Source organism: Protofrankia sp. CiT1, from assembly GCF_917627335.1.
GTDB lineage: Bacteria > Actinomycetota > Actinomycetes > Frankiales > Frankiaceae > Protofrankia.
Genome location: NZ_CAKJTP010000001.1, coordinates 99,520 through 115,937 on the forward strand (window position 1 = coordinate 99,520; position 16,418 = coordinate 115,937).

16 protein-coding genes are annotated in these 16,418 nt (G+C 68.6%); 4 read left to right on the top strand and 12 right to left on the bottom strand.

Features of this window, described 5'->3' with window-relative positions; all coding sequences use genetic code 11:
• Positions 1–51: 51 nt before the first annotated feature.
• Positions 52–1,815 carry a DEDD exonuclease domain-containing protein gene (locus tag MJ785_RS00445; protein WP_239379880.1) on the top strand — a complete coding sequence of 588 codons (1,764 nt, stop codon included), beginning with the start codon at positions 52–54 and terminating at the stop codon, positions 1,813–1,815.
• Between the two features lie 67 nt (positions 1,816–1,882).
• Here MJ785_RS00445 and MJ785_RS00450 read toward each other — a convergent pair whose 3' ends face one another.
• The 6 genes from MJ785_RS00450 to MJ785_RS00475 form a co-directional block, all read right to left on the bottom strand.
• Entirely contained in the window at positions 1,883–2,761 is an 879-nt protein-coding gene (locus tag MJ785_RS00450) for an ABC transporter permease (RefSeq protein ID WP_239308042.1), read from the bottom strand.
• Positions 2,721–3,581 carry an ABC transporter ATP-binding protein gene (locus MJ785_RS00455; protein ID WP_239347169.1) on the bottom strand — a complete coding sequence of 287 codons (861 nt, stop codon included), beginning with the start codon at positions 3,579–3,581 and terminating at the stop codon, positions 2,721–2,723. The genes MJ785_RS00450 and MJ785_RS00455 overlap by 41 nt, the downstream gene beginning before the upstream one ends.
• A gap of 262 nt (positions 3,582–3,843) precedes the next feature.
• Positions 3,844–5,463, bottom strand: coding sequence for a cytochrome bc complex cytochrome b subunit (locus MJ785_RS00460; protein WP_239379868.1), 1,620 nt, complete (start codon positions 5,461–5,463; stop codon positions 3,844–3,846).
• On the bottom strand, positions 5,460–6,605 hold the full coding sequence (locus MJ785_RS00465) for a ubiquinol-cytochrome c reductase iron-sulfur subunit (RefSeq protein WP_239308039.1): 1,146 nt from the start codon (positions 6,603–6,605) through the stop codon (positions 5,460–5,462). Before MJ785_RS00465 ends, MJ785_RS00460 begins: the two co-directional genes overlap by 4 nt.
• A complete protein-coding gene (locus MJ785_RS00470; protein ID WP_239308038.1) occupies positions 6,602–7,405 on the bottom strand; it encodes a c-type cytochrome in 804 nt (267 codons plus the stop codon). Before MJ785_RS00470 ends, MJ785_RS00465 begins: the two co-directional genes overlap by 4 nt.
• Positions 7,406–7,410: 5 nt before the next feature.
• The gene (locus tag MJ785_RS00475; RefSeq protein ID WP_370651400.1) at positions 7,411–8,049 is read right to left on the bottom strand and encodes a heme-copper oxidase subunit III; all 639 of its coding nucleotides are present in this window, start codon (positions 8,047–8,049) and stop codon (positions 7,411–7,413) included.
• A gap of 105 nt (positions 8,050–8,154) precedes the next feature.
• Here MJ785_RS00475 and MJ785_RS00480 point away from each other — a divergent pair, with 105 nt between their 5' ends.
• Positions 8,155–9,234, top strand: a complete 1,080-nt coding sequence (locus MJ785_RS00480) for a cytochrome c oxidase assembly protein (RefSeq protein WP_239379869.1) — start codon at positions 8,155–8,157, stop codon at positions 9,232–9,234.
• Between the two features lie 79 nt (positions 9,235–9,313).
• Here MJ785_RS00480 and MJ785_RS00485 read toward each other — a convergent pair whose 3' ends face one another.
• The 3 genes from MJ785_RS00485 to MJ785_RS00495 form a co-directional block, all read right to left on the bottom strand.
• Entirely contained in the window at positions 9,314–9,910 is a 597-nt protein-coding gene (locus tag MJ785_RS00485; protein ID WP_239308036.1) for a DUF3501 family protein, read from the bottom strand.
• Positions 9,911–10,028: 118 nt separating this feature from the next.
• Entirely contained in the window at positions 10,029–10,475 is a 447-nt protein-coding gene (locus MJ785_RS00490; protein ID WP_239308035.1) for a rubrerythrin family protein, read from the bottom strand.
• A 100-nt stretch (positions 10,476–10,575) separates the two neighbouring features.
• A complete protein-coding gene (locus tag MJ785_RS00495; RefSeq protein ID WP_239308034.1) occupies positions 10,576–10,983 on the bottom strand; it encodes a Fur family transcriptional regulator in 408 nt (135 codons plus the stop codon).
• A 408-nt stretch (positions 10,984–11,391) separates the two neighbouring features.
• Between MJ785_RS00495 and MJ785_RS00500 the strand changes: the two genes are divergently transcribed.
• Positions 11,392–11,829 (top strand): hypothetical protein, encoded by a 438-nt coding sequence (locus MJ785_RS00500; protein WP_239308033.1) that lies wholly within the window; start codon positions 11,392–11,394, stop codon positions 11,827–11,829.
• A gap of 151 nt (positions 11,830–11,980) precedes the next feature.
• On the top strand, positions 11,981–13,015 hold the full coding sequence (gene trpD / locus MJ785_RS00505; protein WP_239308075.1) for an anthranilate phosphoribosyltransferase: 1,035 nt from the start codon (positions 11,981–11,983) through the stop codon (positions 13,013–13,015).
• A gap of 116 nt (positions 13,016–13,131) precedes the next feature.
• On the opposite strand, the gene MJ785_RS00510 is transcribed toward trpD, so the two are convergent.
• The 3 genes from MJ785_RS00510 to coxB are packed head-to-tail and all read right to left on the bottom strand — an operon-like array spanning position 13,132 to position 16,195.
• Positions 13,132–13,533, bottom strand: coding sequence for a cytochrome c oxidase subunit 4 (locus tag MJ785_RS00510; RefSeq protein WP_239308032.1), 402 nt, complete (start codon positions 13,531–13,533; stop codon positions 13,132–13,134).
• 35 nt (positions 13,534–13,568) lie between these two features.
• On the bottom strand, positions 13,569–15,245 hold the full coding sequence (gene ctaD / locus MJ785_RS00515; RefSeq protein WP_239308031.1) for a cytochrome c oxidase subunit I: 1,677 nt from the start codon (positions 15,243–15,245) through the stop codon (positions 13,569–13,571).
• Positions 15,242–16,195, bottom strand: a complete 954-nt coding sequence (gene coxB / locus MJ785_RS00520) for a cytochrome c oxidase subunit II (RefSeq protein ID WP_239308030.1) — start codon at positions 16,193–16,195, stop codon at positions 15,242–15,244. The genes ctaD and coxB overlap by 4 nt, the downstream gene beginning before the upstream one ends.
• Between the last annotated feature and the right edge of the window lie 223 nt (positions 16,196–16,418).

Below are 16,418 nucleotides of genomic sequence, written 5' to 3' on the forward strand. Positions count from 1 at the left end.
AAAACATGTCCGCGGCAGAACTGTCCGCGGCTGCCGATAGCCTGCGCGGACATGAGCCTGTTCTCGCAGGCGCCTGGCGGCGGCCACCAGACCCCGCCGGTGCCCTTCTCGACGCAGCCGTCGCCGCCCACGGCCCGCTCCCAGCCGCGACAGGCCAGTCTCGAGGAGCTGGGCCGGCCCCTGCGGGACGTCACCTTTGTTGTCGTGGACCTCGAGACCACCGGTACCCGCAGCGCCGACAACGAGATCACCGAACTCGGCGCGGTCAAGGTCCGCGGCGGGCAGGTCCTCGCGGAGATGGCGGCCCTCGTGCGGCCGGCCGCGCCGATACCGCCGTTCATCTCGGTCCTGACCGGGATCACCGACGCGATGGTCGCCACCGCGCCGCCCATCGGCGCCGTGCTGCCGGCTTTTCTGGAGTTCGCCCACGGTAGCGTCCTGGTCGCCCACAACGCCCCGTTCGATCTGGGCTTCCTGCGCCAGGCGTGCGTACGCGGCGGCTACCCGGTTCCCGAGTGGGAATACCTGGACACCCTCCGGATCGCCCGGCAGATCCTGACCAGGGATGAATGCCCGGACCGCACACTGGCCTCGCTGGCCCGGCTCTTCCGCGCGGACGCCGAGCCGTGTCACCGGGCTCTCGCGGACGCGCGGGCGACTGTCACCGTCCTGCACGGCCTGTTCGAGCGGCTCGGCAGCCTCGGCGTGACCACGCTGGAGGACGTCCACGGTTTCACCCGGAAGGTCTCCCCGGCGCGGCGGCGCAAACGGCACCTGGCGGACGGGCTGCCGACCGGGCCCGGGGTCTATGTGTTCCGCGATCGCAGCGGCCGGGCGCTGTACATCGGGACATCGCGGTCGGTGCGCGCACGCGTCCGCTCCTACTTCACCGCGAGTGAGCCACGGGCACGGATGACCGAGATGGTGGCGACGGCCGAACGGGTGGACGCGATCGCGTGCGCGCATGCGCTGGAGGCCGAGGTCCGCGAGCTGCGACTGATCGCCGAATACAAGCCTCCGTACAACCGCCGGTCCCGGCATCCGGAGCGGGCGGTCTACCTGCGGATCACCGACGAGCCGTTCCCGCGGCTGGCACGGGTGCGGGCGGTCCGCGATGGCGGGACCTACCTCGGCCCGTTCGCGGGGACCGCCGGGGCCGAGCTCGCCGCGGCCGCGATCCACGCGGCGATTCCACTGCGGCAGTGCACCGCCCGCCTGTCGCCACGGCGTTCGGTGCCGGCCTGCGCACTCGCGGAGCTGGGACGTTGCGGAGCCCCTTGCGACGGCCGGGAAAGCCCGCAGGAGTACGCCCGGCATGTGGAAGCGGCCCGCCGGGCCATCACCACCGACCCGTCTGTGGTCGTTGCCGCCGCGCGGGAACGCATCGACAGCCTCGCCGCCGAAGAACGTTTCGAGGACGCGGCCGTCCAGCGGGACCGGTTGCTCGCGTTCCTGCACGGCGCGCGGCGGCTGCAACGCCTGTCGGCGCTGACCGGCGTGGCCGAGATGGCCGCGGCCTCACCCAGCGGTGACGGTGGCTGGGACATCGCGGTGATCCGTCACGGCAGGCTGGTCGCGGCTACCCGCACCCCGCCGCGAGCGCATCCGCGGCCCTGGGTCGCCGCGGCACAGGCCAGCGCCGAAACCGTGTGCCCGGGGCCAGGGCCCACGCCGTGCGCCAGCGCGGAGGAGACGGAACGGATCCAGCGCTGGCTGTCCGCTCCCGGTGTCCGTCTTGCCGTCCTGGAGGGCGAATGGGCCTCGCCGGCGAACGGAGCCGCCCGGGAGATGTTCCGGTTGGGACAGGGGCTGTGACAGCCGACGCCAGGGACCGGCTGGACGCGGCTCGCCTGGGCGAGCGTGATGCGGAACAGGCTCCTGATCATCGAGCCAGGCGGCCGAGCAGCGCGCTGGCCACAATGATCGTCAAAACCGCGGAGCCCGTGAGAACGGCGAAATCCAGCACGAGGTGGCCGTGGGTACCGATGAGCAGGCCGCGCAACGCGTCGACCAGATAACTCAGCGGGTTGAGATAGCTGACCACGCGGACCCAGCTCGGCATGATGGACACCGGGTACAGGGCGTTGCTCGCGAAGAACATCGGCATCATGATTGCCTGGCCGATTCCCATCAGCCGGTCCCGGGAGAGCACCAGCCCAGCGATCACGATGGACAGGCAGGAGAAGAAGGCCGCGCCAAGCAGCACCGCGACCGCGGCGCCGACCAGTTTCAGCGGGTTGGCGGTGAGCCCTACGCCGAGCAGAGCCGCCAGCAACAGGACGACGGCGACCTGTATCAGCGCCCGCACCCCGGCCGCAAACGCCTTGCCCGCGACCAGCGCCGTTCGTGGTGTCGGGGTGACCATGAGCTTGGCCAGGACGCCCGCGTCCCGGTCCCAGATGATCTGGATGCCGTAGAAGATCGAGATGAACAGCGCCGACTGGGCGAGAATCCCCGGTGCCAGATAGTCCAGGTAGGGCACGGATCCGGTCGGAATGGCGTGGATACGGCTGAAAGTCACGCCGAAAACAAGCAGCCACAGCGCGGGCTGGACCGCCCGGGTGTAGAGCTCGACCCGGTCGTGGCGCAGCTTCTGCAACTCCACCAGGGAGAGGGTCGCGAAACGGCGGAACAACAGCCGCGCCGCGCCGAACGGCCCGTCACGATCTCCATCAAAGATGATCCCCGCCGAGGACAGGGGGCTCGGTGGATCGGCGCGCTCAACCGGCCCGGCTGGCGACACGGCGGATCTGCTGGACATCACGGAAATCACCTCCCCCGCCACCCTCAAGCGCATCACCGGTGTGGTGGCGGAACACGTCCTCAAGGCTCGTCCGCGCTCCGATGGCCGCCTTGAGCTCATCCGGGACACCGGTGACGCGTACCCGGCCGGTGTGCATGAGCGCGACCCGGTCACACAGGGCGTCCGCTTCCTCCATGTAGTGCGTGGTGAGCAGGACCGCTATCGCCTGCTCAGCACGCAGCCGGTGGACGTGTGCCCACACGCTGTCGCGGGCGATCGGGTCCAGCCCCACCGTCGGCTCGTCGAGGATCAACAGGCGTGGCGCGTTGACCAGCGCCTGGGCCAGCTCCAGCCGGCGCACCATCCCGCCGGAATAGGTACGCGCCAACCGGTCCGCGACATCGGTCAGCCCCATCGCGGCCAAGGCCTCGTTGACCCGCGCCCGCCGCTGCCGCCGTGGTACGTCGAACAGCCCCGCGAACAGTGCCACGTTCTCCCGCCCGGTCAGGCCCGAATCCGCCGAGAGCATCTGTGGCACGTAGCCGATGAGGCGGCGCGCACGGATGGGATAACGTACCGCGTCCATCCCGAACACGCGCACCGACCCGGCCGCCGGCCGCAGCAGCGTGACAACGGCACGGATCGCCGTGGTCTTACCGGCTCCGTTCGGCCCGAGCAGGCCGAGTATCTCCCCTGCCGCGAGGTCGAGGTCGACCGCGTCAACCGCTGTGTGCCCGCCGAACCGGTAGGTCAGGCCTCGGACCGCCAGGGCCGGCGGGGCCGGCGGGTCACCCGAGGACGCGCTGGACGGGGCACGTACGGACTGCTCGATGGACATCCAGCCTCCATATCTTTTCCTTCATACAACTAACTATCTGCCTTTCTCGTCCTCTCGTCACCCGGATCGGGCGCCTGACCTCGGCCAACGCCCGGCCCGCGCCGCCGAGGACGGCCGCTGGAACAAAAACAGGGGTCGTTACGCCCTGGTATCGGACGTAACGACCCCTGGTTCGGGATCGAGCGTTGCTCGGCGTCTACCGCGCCTGAAAACCCGCTCCGCGGGCGGCCCGGTATCGTTCTTGATCCAAAAACTGTCCCGCTCAGTGCCTGCCGGCGGGCTGATCAGGAGATTCACCGGTGGACTCGCGCGGCGGAGCCCCCTGGGCGTCCTCCTCCTCGACGAAGAACCCGGTCACCGCCTTGCCCGCGCGCCGGACAAGACCACCCTTGGCATCCCCGTTCTCCCCGGCGGGCAACGCCACCCGGTCGGTCGGCACCCGGCGGTGGTCGGGCACCGGGGGCAGCTTCGGACGATGTTTCTCCACGAACTCCCCGTCGGGAAGCTGGTGGATGATCCCGGTCTCGATACCATGCTCGGCGATCTCCCGATCACGAGCCTGCAGGTGGAGACACAGCCTCTTCGTCACCGTGAAGGCGATCGGCGGGACGACGATGCAGCCGATCCGACCGGCCCAGGTCATGGCGTTCAGCGAGATGTCGAACGTCTTCGCGATGACGTCGTTACCACCGGAGATCCACAACACCAGGTAGAAGCTGATGGCCATGGCGCCGAAGCCGGTGCGGGCCGGGGTGTCACGCGGCCGCTGGAGCAGGTTGTGCGGCCTGGAGTCACCGGTGAACTTCGCCTCCAGGAAGGGGTACACCGCGAGCAGCGTGAACAGGATCCCCGGCAGCACAACGGTCGGCCAGAACACCGCTGGGACGGTGTGCCCAAGGCCACGGAACTCCCACGGCGGGAACAGCCGGGTAGATCCGTCAAGGAAGCCGATGTACCAGTCGGGCTGTGAGGCGGAGCTCACGTTGCCCGGGTCGTAGGGGCCGAAGCTCCAGATCGGGTTGATCTGCGCCAGCCCGCCGAGCAGGGCGAGCATCGCGAACACGAGCATGAAGAACCCGGTGGACTTGACCGCGAAGACCGGGAAGACGCGGTGCCCGATCACGTTGTGCTCGGTCTTGCCCGGCCCGGGGAAGTCGGTGTGCTTCTGGTGCCACAGGATGCCCAGGTGGGCGCCGATCAGCGCCAGCAGGATCCCCGGCACCAGCAGAATGTGAATGACATACAGCCGGGGGATGAAGCTGTCACCCGGCCACTCGCCGTTGAAGACCAGGAACGACGCCCAGGTCCCGATGACCGGGATCGACTGGGCGATCGACGCGGCGATGCGCAGCCCGGTGCCCGACAGCAGGTCGTCCGGCAGTGAGTAGCCGGCGAAGCCCTCGAGGATGCCCAGGACGAGCAGCCCCACACCGATCAGCCAGTTGACCTCACGAGGCTTGCGGAAGGCACCGGTGAAGAACACCCGCATCAGGTGCACCACGATCGAGGCCACGAACAGCAGCGCCGCCCAGTGGTGGATCTGGCGGAAGACCAGCCCCGCTCGGGTGTCGAAGCTGATGTCGAGGGTCGAGGCGTAGGCCCGGCTCATCTCGACGCCGCGCAGCGGGATGTACGAGCCGTTGTAGGGAATCTCGACGTTGCTCGGGTCGAAGAACAACGTCAGGTAGATACCGGTCAGGACCAGGATGACGAAGCTGTAGAGGGCGATTTCCCCGATCATGAAAGACCAGTGGTCGGGGAACACCTTGTTGAGGTTGCGGCGCAGCGCGGCCTGAGACCCGAAACGCTCGTCGACAGCCCGGTTGAGCTTGCGGACCGGGCCCGGCCGCTTGACCAGGGAGGGTGGCGGGGCTGTGGTCATGGACGCTCCCAGAAGGCGGGACCGACGGGCTCGGTGTAGTCGCCGTCTCGCGCGATGAAGTACCCGTCGTCATCAATACCGATCGCCAGCTGTGGCAGGGACCGGCTGGCCGGACCGAAGATCGCTCGACATCCGTCCAGGACGTTGAACACGGACTGGTGACAGGGGCAGAGCAGGTGATGGGTCTGCGCCTCGTAGAGGCTGACCGGGCAGCCCGCATGAGTGCAGATCTTGGAATAGGCGACGTGGCCGTCGTAGGCCCAGTTCTCTCGTCCGGGCCGCGGCCGGTTCTCACCCGGGGCGAGCCGGATGAGGATGGTGACGCTGTCGGCCTTCTCATGCAGGCTCAGCTGGGGCTCGAAGCGGACGCTGCCGTCGGCCTCGGTGACCGGGACCGCCGGGAAGACGGTCTCGATACCGCCGATAGCGATGTCACCGACCCTGACCGGGTTGCCCTCCCCGTTCACCAGCCGGGCGCCCTTCACCCAGTGGCTGTGCTTGAGCTGCGCACCCGGCTTCCGGTTGGTCAGGTTCAGCAACGGCACCACCAGCAGAGCGCCGAGCACCGTGCCCGCGCCCAGCATGGTGCGGCGGAGCAACGGCCGGCGGGCAAGGCCGGTGTCGGCGAACCCGAGAGCAACCGTCTCCTCGGTGGCGGCGATCTCAGCATCCGAGGAGGCGAAGGGATGACGCTCCTGGACGGCCTCCTCATGCGGCATGAGGCGCTTCGCCCAGAGGATGACCCCGAACCCGATGCCACCCATGGCGAGGCCCAGGGCGGTGCCCATGCACGGGGTGTAGTACTCGGCATGCTTGTCACCGACGAAGTTGGTGACCACGAAGCCGATCGTCCCGACGATGGAGACCATGAACCAGAACGCCACCAGCCGCTCGGCCCGGCGCTCGGCCCGGCGGTCGATCTCCTCGGCATGGGCCGGGGGGACGGCCGCGCTCCGCTCGCCCGGCTCGGCCAGCAGGACCGTTGAGCCCTCCCGGGCCGAATCGGTCTGGTGCGGCGGGGTACCGAGACGCTCGGGGCCGTCGTCGTGGCCCTGACGCGGTTCGGGCTTGGCACGGTCGAAGATGCTCCCGCTCTCGGCGGGAACGTCCGGCCCGGTCGTCCCGTCTTCCTGCTTGCTCATACCTTCTGCCTCGCTCCGATCCACATGCACACCGCGAGCAGGCCACCGATCCCGGCCAGCCAGGCCAGCAGCCCCTCCGGAACCGGGCCGTACTTGCCCAGCGTGCTACCACCGGCGCTCGGCGCCTCAGTGACGAAGCGCACGTACTTCGCGATCGCCACGGCGCTGGCGTCGTCGATCTGCCCAGGACCGAACACGGGCATCGACTCGGGGCCGGTCCGCATGGCCTCGATGATCTGTGACGGGGTGGCCTTGCTCAGGTCGGGCGCGTACTTGCCGTATGTCAGCGGCGCACCGGCGCCCACAGCCTGGTGGCACTGCGCGCAGTTGGCCCGGTAGAGCTCCCCGCCCTGGGCCAGATCCGCGTCATCGAGTGCGTTCCTGGTGACGACTGCCTGCTTGGGGCCGCCACCGAGGCTGTCGACGTAGGCGGCCAGCTGGTCGATCTGGGTCTGGCTGTAAACGGGGTCTTTGCGCTTGGCCTGCGCGCCCGGCGCGGCAAGCGGCATCCGGCCGGTGCTCACCTGGAAGTCCACCGCGGCGGCGCCGACCCCGATGAGGCTCGGAGCCTGACCAGTGCCCTGAGCGTTCAAGCCGTGGCAGCTTGAACAGCCCTGGAGGTAGAGTGCCCGCCCCTGCCGTACGGCCTCGTTCGCATCCGGGGTGCTCTGGGCCGTGCCGCGCGGCGCGAACGCGGTCCAGAGCACCCCGGTGGCCGCGAGCGCCAGCAGAAGGACGACAGCGGAGGAACGCCGACGCCGGTGTGTGGATGCGCGGGCAGCGCCCAAAGATGCAGTCATGTCGCTCACTGGAGGAGGTAGATGGTCGCGTACAGGCCGATCCAGACGACGTCGACGAAGTGCCAGTAGTACGACGTCACGATCGCCGAGGTCGCCTTCTCAGGGGTGAAGCTGCCGTAGGTCGACCGGGCCAGGACGATCACGAAGGCCACCAGCCCACCGATCACGTGCAGCCCGTGGAAGCCGGTCGTGAGGTAGTAGACAGACCCGTAGGCATGCGACGAGATCGAGAACTCGTTCTCGTGGAAGTACTCCCACGCCTGGCCACCGACGAACACGGCACCCATGACCAGCGTGATGAGGTACCAACGACGCAGGCCGTACACATCGCCTCGTTCCGCGGCGAAGACGCCCAGCTGGCAGGTCAGGCTCGACAGCACCAGGATCGTCGTGAAGACGAGCGCGTAGCCGACGTGCAGGTGCACCGGGCCGATCTCGGACCCCGCGGGATCGCCGGTGACCGGCGGCCAGTTGTCGCTGTTGACCGAGCGGATCGTGTAGTACATCGCGAACAGGGCCGCGAAGAACATCAGCTCCGACGACAGCCACACGATCGTTCCCACGGAAACCATCGACGGCCGGTTGGCCGTGGGGTGCGGCGGCGGAGCCTTCTCAAGGACGGGGGCGGAGGCCACGTCGGTCATTCTGGCACGCGTTCCGCCAAGCGCCACCGTAGGTTCGACATTCGGTAGGACTACGAGCCGTCGAGGGCTCGAGCGAGCCCCGGCCCAAGCGAGGTGACGGAAGTCGTGACCAGTCCCGGCACGCTTGCCCCAACAGCTGCGCAAGACCTGTTCGCAGCCTCCGGACAGGGACAACTGCCGCCCCCACCGACTGTCGGGCGGATGCTCCTGCACGTTTCACCCGAGCCCGGCCCGCTGCTCCTGATCGCCACGATGGCCGGGCTGTACCTGCTCGGAGTGCGCAGGCTCACAGATCGCGGCGACGCCTGGAGCCCGTGGCGGACGGCGTCCTGGCTCGCCGGCCTGGTTGTCGTCGGGTACGCGCTCGTCGGCGGGATCGCCGCCTACGACACCGCGCTGTTCAGCGCACACGCCGTCCAGCACCTGCTGCTGGGCACGGTCGCACCGATACCGCTCGCGCTCGGGGCGCCGGTCACGCTCGCGCTGCGCGCGCTGCCGCGACGTTCCCGCAGCCTGCTGGTGAGGCTGTTGCACAGCCGCGCGGCCCGGGTGATGACCTTCCCGCTGGTCGGCTTCACCGTGTTCATCGTCAGCCTATACGGATTGTACTTCACCAGTCTCTACGAGTCATCATTGCGGCACCCGCCGCTGCATCTCCTCCTGCACATCCACTTTCTGCTGGTCGGCTGCCTGTTCTACTGGCCGGTCATCGGGCTTGACCCCATCCCCGGCCGCCTGCCCTACTGGGGGCGCCTGCTCCTGCTGTTCGTGACGTTCCCGCTGCACGCGCTGTGGGCGCTGGCGATGTTCACGACCAATGACGTCTTCGCCGAAGGCTGGTACGCCTCGCTGGGGCGAACCTGGGGGTCCAGCCTGTTGGGCGACCAGCAGACCGGTGCGGGGCTCATGTGGGCCGCGGGCGAACTGGTGGGCGCGGTGGTGTTCGTCGCCCTGTTCATCCAGTGGTCACGAGCCGATGGCCGGGAAGCCGCCCGGGAGGACCGCCGGCTCGACCGGCTCGACCGGCTGGCGGTCTCCCCCGCCGCGGTGCCCGCCACCGGTCCGGACAAGGACCTGGACGCACCGCGGGCCCCGGAGCCGGAGGCCGAGCTGCTCGCCCGGGAAGCGGCCTACAACGCCTGGCTGGCTCGGCTCGCGGCCCGGGACAGCGCCCGCGGCCGGTGACAGCGCCCGCGACCGGTGACAGCGCCCGCGACCGGTGACAGCGCCCGCGACCGGAACGCCCCGGGCCCGCCCGGCGCTCTCAGCCACGCAGTGTGAGATCCGCGATCAAACTCTTCCGGGCCGCGCCCGTGACCGGGGTCGCCTCGTTGTACGCGGGGTGATCGACCACCAGCTCGACCAGCACAGCCGGATCACGGAAGGCGTCACGAGCGGAGTCGCTCAGGGGAAACCGCAGCATGTGCACGGAGACAGTCGCGGTGGGAACGCCCGGGGCCTCGTCCGGACCCGGGATCTCCTCGGCCGGCACCGGGAGCCCGCCGATCTCCAGGCGGATGCTGCGCTGGATCCCGGCCAGCCGCGCCAGCTCCGCGCGGACGGTCTCAGCGACGTCAAGCTCGATAAAGACGGTGGTGGTCAGAACGTGGCTGGCGGGAAGCAGCCGAGAATAGATCTCGATCTCATGCGCGACGTCCGCGAGGCTGCGCAGGCGCTCGGTATAGACCATCTCCTGCACCTGATAACGCAGGGTTTCCTCATTCTCGAACTCGAAGAGAAGCATGTCCCCGACCCGGATGCGGCGTTCCGCTCGGACCGGAAGGATCCGGGCGCGGGCGTCCTGGCGCCGCGCGGAGTAGACCTCGGGGTCAGTGACAATGTCAGCGACAGTGAGTGCCATCGTTGGAACTCCCACACGTCTGATGGGGACGATCTGATGGGGACGGTCACGGTTCGCCCGGCCGCCGGCGGCGCACGATGACCGCGCCGCCGTTGGCCGGGCGGCTGTTACGGAAAGATCAGGCTTCCTGCTCGGCCTTCTCGTCAGCGACGACCGCGTCGAGCGCCTTCTTGAAACGTCCGGCATGGGTCTTCTCGGCCCGCGCGAGCGTGGCGAACCAGTCCGCGATCTCCTCGAAGCCCTCGTCCCGCGCGGTCTTGGCGAAGCCCGGGTACATCGCGGTGAACTCGTAGGTCTCCCCCGCCACGGCGCTGGCGAGATTCGCCGTGGTCTTGCCCAGCGGTTCCCCGGTCGCGGGGTCGCCCACCGCGGCCAGGAAGTCCAGATGACCGAAGGCGTGCCCGGTCTCGCCCTCCGCGGTGTCGCGGAAGAGCGAGGCCGCGTCGGTCAGGCCCTCGATGTCGGCTCGGCGGGCGAAGTACAGGTAACGGCGGTTCGCCTGGCTCTCGCCCGCGAACGCCTCCTTGAGGTTCTCGTGTGTCTTCGTACCGTCAAGCTGCGGCATGTGGATCTCCTTTGTCGATCGTGGTCCGCCCCGGCGCCGGAGCGACGGCCGGGGATACTGATTGTCGATCCAGGCACCAGGCCCCTGGATATCGGAGCCCCTATCTCGGACCGTTGGTCTGACAGGCCGGACACAGGCCACGGAATTGCAGGTCGTAACCTGTGATCGCGAATCCGGTACGCCGCGACAGCGCGTTCACCAGCTCCGCCGGAACAGGAAGATCTATATCCACGGCCCGGCCACAGCGGTCGCAGACCGCGTGGTCGTGACGCGCGACATTCGCGTCGTACCGGGCCGCGACACCGTTACCGAGGCTGAGTTCCAGGGCGTAGCCGGCCCTGACCAGCAGCCCCAGCGCCCGGTAAACGGTCGCGGCGCCGATGCCCGGCGCGACCGCCCGGACACGAGCGTAGACCTCCGCCGCCGTCGGATGGTCATGGGCGGTTCGGAGCACCTCCAGCACCGCGCGGCGCTGAGGCGTGAGGCGAAGATCCTGCTGACCAGCCATGACACATCCGATGTTGGCGACCGTATGTATCCATACGCCGTACATCCCGACCTAGCGCGTGGATACGCAGCGTATGGATGCTGATTCAGGTACATCGATACTCGTCCATAGTATGAGAACGAGTCTCACTATCTCTCAGTCAGGGTCCCCTCGCAACTGGCGAAACGCTCCCCTGCGCTCCCCTGCGCGCCGATGTCAGCCGATGTCAGCCGCGGGACACGAGCGGCGGTGTCCCGGCCGGACCAGGCGGAGCCACCGCCCACGGGCGTCATCGGATAGCCTGCCGGCGGGTTCCCAGTTGTCCGGTTGCCGCTCAGGTCGTGCATGCGTGCGCGGCAGGTGGATCAGCCACCGGGCGCCGGGGCGCGCCCAGCCAGCACACCACCCGACTGAAAGGCTCGCGGTCACATGAGTACGGTTCTCGTGTACGCGGACAGGCCCGACATCCGCGAGCGGGTGAGACTCGCCATCGGCCCGCGGCCTGACCCCGAGCTCGGGCCGCTCGAGTTCCTGGACGTGGCCGACGGCCCGGCCCTCATCGATGCCGTCGACCACCGGGACGCCGACATCTGTGTGCTGGACGCGGAAGCGACGCCGACCGGCGGCATGGGGCTCTCCCGACAGATCAAAAACGAGATCCCGAACTGCCCGCCCACCGTCCTGCTGGTGGCCCGGCGGGACGACCGCTGGCTCGGCAGCTGGTCACAGGCGGACGCGGTGGTCACCCATCCGGTGGACCCCGCCGAACTCGCCGAGGTCGTGGTCGCCCTGCTGCGTGCCCGACGCTCGCTCGCGGCGCGGCCGGGCTCCTCGCCCGCGGCTGGTACGCCGGTCGCGGGCGCCTGAGCCCGACCGTGACCGTGAGCAGATGCTGCGGGCCCACCGACAGACGGGCGAGATGGTGACGGGCGCACCGGTTCCACCGGCGGATGCGGGCGCGGACCTGGAGCCTGGCGCGGCGCGCTCGGCCGCGCGGGGCTGGCCCGGTCTTCTCGGCATGCTGTTGCGGGACGAGGCCCTGGGTGCCGCGGACACCGCGTGGGCGATGACCCAGATCATGTCCGGTAACGCCTCCCCCGCTCAGATCGCTGGTTTCGCGGTCGCGCTGCGGGCCAAGGGCGAGACCCCCGAGGAGGTCCGCGGGCTGCTCCGGGCGATGCTCGACTTCGCGACGCCGCTGGAGGTCCCCGACGACGTCCGCGAACGCGCCGTGGACACCTGCGGTACCGGGGGCGACCAGTCGCATTCGGTGAACGTGTCGACCATGGCCGCCCTCGTCATCGCGGGGTCCGGCATACCTGTGATCAAGCATGGGAACCGGGCCGCGTCATCCGCCTGCGGATCGGCCGATCTGCTGACCGAACTCGGCGTTGTCATCGATCTGTCGCCTGCCGGTGTCAGCGCCTGCCTCGCCAAGGCCGGCGCCACGTTCTGCTTCGCGCCGGTCTTCCACCCGGCCATGCGACACACCGCCGGGACCAGGCGCGAACTCGGCGTGCCCACGGTTTTCAATATCCTTGGGCCGCTGAGCAACCCGGGCCGCCCCGCGGCCCAGGCCGTCGGCGTCGCCGATGCGCGGCTCGCGCCGGTCGTCGCCGGGGTTCTCGCCGCGCGCGGGACGCGAGGGCTGGTGTTCCGCGGTGACGACGGCCTCGACGAGCTCACGCCCGCCACCACCTCGACGGTGTGGGTCGTCGCGGGCGGCGAGGTGCGCATGGAGACCTTCGATCCCCGGGACATCGGTATCCGCCCCGGTGACCCGGCGGAACTGCGGGGAGCCGACGCCGCTTACAACGCCGAGGTGACCCGGAAGCTACTGGCGGGACGTCCTGGGCCGGTGCGGGACGCTGTCCTGCTGGCCGCCGCGGCCGCGCTGGTCGCCGCGGTCGGGCCGACGACCACCACGCCCGTGGCCGAACAGCTGCGACGCCAGTTCAGCCGCGCCGCATGGTCGCTGGACTCCGGCGCGGCCGAAGCCGCTCTGCGGCGGTGGATCCAGACGAGCCAGGCCATTGCTCCGGCCACGGTCTGAAGCGGCGGTCTGAGGGCGTCCGCCATGCCGGTGCCGGCGCTGCCGCCGGCTGCCCAGCACGGTCGAGGGCTGGTGGTGCCCCGGCGCGCACCGCCGGGGCACCACCAGCCGACCGCTCAGTCCTCCGGGACCGGTGGGTGCCAGAAGTTCTCAAACAGCAGGCACACGACGAACAGCAACGTCATGAGCACCCCGATGAGAGCCAGCCAGACCCCGAAGATGACGCCGAGAATCACCAGGCTGGCGCTGGCCGCAATGAAGAACGGATAGTAGCTGCCCGGGGTGAAGTGACCGAGCTCGCCGGCACCGTCCGCGACCTCGGCATCGAGAAGATCCTGCGGCCGGGCCCCGATACGCCGGGCGGTGAACAGCAGGTACCCGCCAACGAGCAGGCCGAGGCCGCCGCACAGCGCGAGCGCGACCGTACCGGTCGGGTCCTGCGAGGTGAACCAGTAAACGATGTCGACCACCGTGCAGAAGACGGTGAACACGAGGAAGACGACGCCCTCGATCTTCATGGCTGCTGCTCCGCTCCAGCTTCTTCCGGGCCCGGCTACCTGATCTCGGGTGTGGCGTGATAGTCGATTTTCCCGGCCGCCTGCGGATAGTGCAGGTCAAAGGCGGGCCGTTCCGACCGGATGCGTGGCAGCGAGCGGAAGTTGTGCCGTGGCGGCGGGCAGGATGTCGCCCATTCCAGGGAGTTTCCATAGCCCCAGGGGTCGTCCACGACGGCCAGCTCGCCCTTTTTGTAGGAACGCCAGACGTTGTACATGAACGGCAGGGTCGACGTGGCCAGCAGGAAGGCACCGGCCGTGGAAATCGTGTTGTACGTGGTGAATCCGTCGGTCGGCGAGTAGTCGGCCACCCGTCGCGGCATGCCCTTGACACCCAGCCAGTGCTGGATCATGAAGGTCAGGTGGAAGCCGAAGAACAGCGTCCAGAAATGGACCTTCCCGAGCTTCTCGTCGAGCATGCGCCCGGTCACCTTCGGGAACCAGAAGTAGATCCCGGCATATGCGGCGAAGACCACCGAGCCGAACACCACGTAGTGGAAGTGGGCGACCACGAAGTAGCTGTCACTGACGTGGAAGTCGATCGGCGGGCTCGCCAGCAGGACACCCGTCAGACCACCGAACAGGAAGGTCACGAGAAAGCCCAGGGCGAAGAGCATGGGCGTCTCGAAGCTGACCTGGCCCCGCCACATGGTGCCGATCCAGTTGAAGTACTTCATGCCGGTCGGCACCGCGATCAGGAAGGACAGGAACGCGAAGAAGGGCAGCAGGACCGCGCCGGTGACGAACATGTGGTGCGCCCACACCGCTACCGACAATGCCCCGATCCCGATCGTGGCGAAGACGAGGCCCTTGTACCCGAACAGCGGCTTCCGGGAGAAGACCGGCAGTACCTCACTGATGATCCCGAAGAACGGCAGGGCGATGATGTAGACCTCGGGATGGCCGAAGAACCAGAACAGATGCTGCCACAGGATGGCGCCACCGTTGGCCGCGTCAAACACGTGGGCGCCCAGGCGCCGGTCGGCTTCCAGCGCCAGCAGCGCACCGGCGAGCACCGGGAAGGCGACCAGAACCAGGATCGACGTGACGAGGAAGTTCCAACAGAAGATCGGTAGCCGGAACATGGTCATGCCCGGGGCGCGTAGGCAGAGGATCGTCGTAATCATGTTGACGGCGCCGAGGATGGTGCCCAGACCCGACACCGCCAGGCCCATGATCCACATATCGGCACCGGCGCCCGGCGAGTAGACCGCGTTGTTGAGCGGCGCATAGGCGAACCAGCCGAAGTCCGCCGCACCGTTCGGGGTCAGGAACCCGGCGATGACGGTGAGGCTCCCGAAGAAGAAGAACCAGAACGACAGGGCGTTGAGCCGCGGGAACGCCACGTCCGGCGAGCCGATCTGCAACGGGATCAGGAAGTTCGCGAACGCGAACGCCATAGGTGTGGCGAACATCAGCAGCATCAGCGTGCCGTGCATGGTGAACAGCTGGTTGAACTGCTCGTTCGACAGGAACTGCAGGCCGGGCCTGGCCAGCTCCGCCCGCATCATCTCGGCCATGATCCCGGCGAAGAGGAAGAACGCGAACGCCGTCACGCCGTACATCACGGCGATGTCCTTGTGCGACGTCGTGCGCAGATAACCGAGCAGGTTGGTACGCGGCTTGGCGTGCAGGTCCTCGACGTGGCCGGCTGGCGGCTCGTGCACCAGTGTCACTGTCCGCTCCCGGGAGTGGTAGTTCCGGCGGATGTCAGCGTGGTCGCCCCAGGGGTGACCGGCCCGGCCGCCGCCAGCGCGGCCGGCCGGGTCCGCTCGGCGATGAAGCGGTCGTACTCGTCACCCGGGACGACCTTCACGTAGAAGTTCATCCGATCATGATCAACCCCACACAGTTCCGCGCAACGACCGATGAAGGTCCCGGTCTTGGTGATCGTGAGCTGGAACTGGTTGATCCGGCCGGGGACGACGTCCCGCTTGAACAGGAACTCGGGCACCCAGAAGGAGTGGATGACATCCGGGGAGGTCTCCACGAAACGGATCGTGCGGCCCTGCGGGAGCACCAGCACCGCGGGCTCGCCGGGCCTGCCGGTGACCTCCACCGGGATCGTGCCGTGCTGGCCCGTGTCGAGGTAGCGGAACTGCCAGTTCCACCGGAAACCGATCACATTGACGGTGACATCCGGGTTGGGCGGAAGTTTGTCGATCTCGATCTCATCGCGGGCGGTGTAATAGAACAGTCCGGCGACGATGACCAGCGGCACGACCGTGTAAAGAATCTCGACCGGGAGGTTGTACCGCACCTGTTGGGGCAGCTCGTCCGACTTCCTGCGGAACATGATGATCGCATAGAAGATCAAAGCCCAGGTGAACGCACCCACGGCAAGCGCCGCGATCACAGAGCCCTGCCACAGGTTCAGGATGCGCGGCGTAAGGTCCGTCACCCCATCCGGAAACCCGAAGTTGGGTACGTCACAGGCAGTTGCCAGCAGTGCCAAAAATGCAAAGCCGGTCACTAGTCGTAGCGCCCGCCACGGGGAACCGGATCGGACAGAGCGCCGGCCAGCGCTCCTCGCGCGGTTCGTGCTCCCCGCCGAAGGAACGTCGCGGGCAGTCGCCACCTCGACATCGGCGGGCAACGGCCGAGTTCGGCCGAAGGATCGGGTCACCAGGTCCTGCCTCCCACGAATGCGCCGATCCGACCGAACCAAGCGGTCGGCGCAAGGCTCTTCGACAAGCTGTAGATGCTGCCGCAGGAGCGTATCCCAGCCGCCCGTCCCGTATCGCGTCAGAGCCCCACGAGCCCGGTCCCACAATCTCACCGGCGCCCCGCGGGAGACGGTGCGGAGCGCGCCCGGCGCGGCCCAACCGCGCCCGAGCCCATCGCGCCCG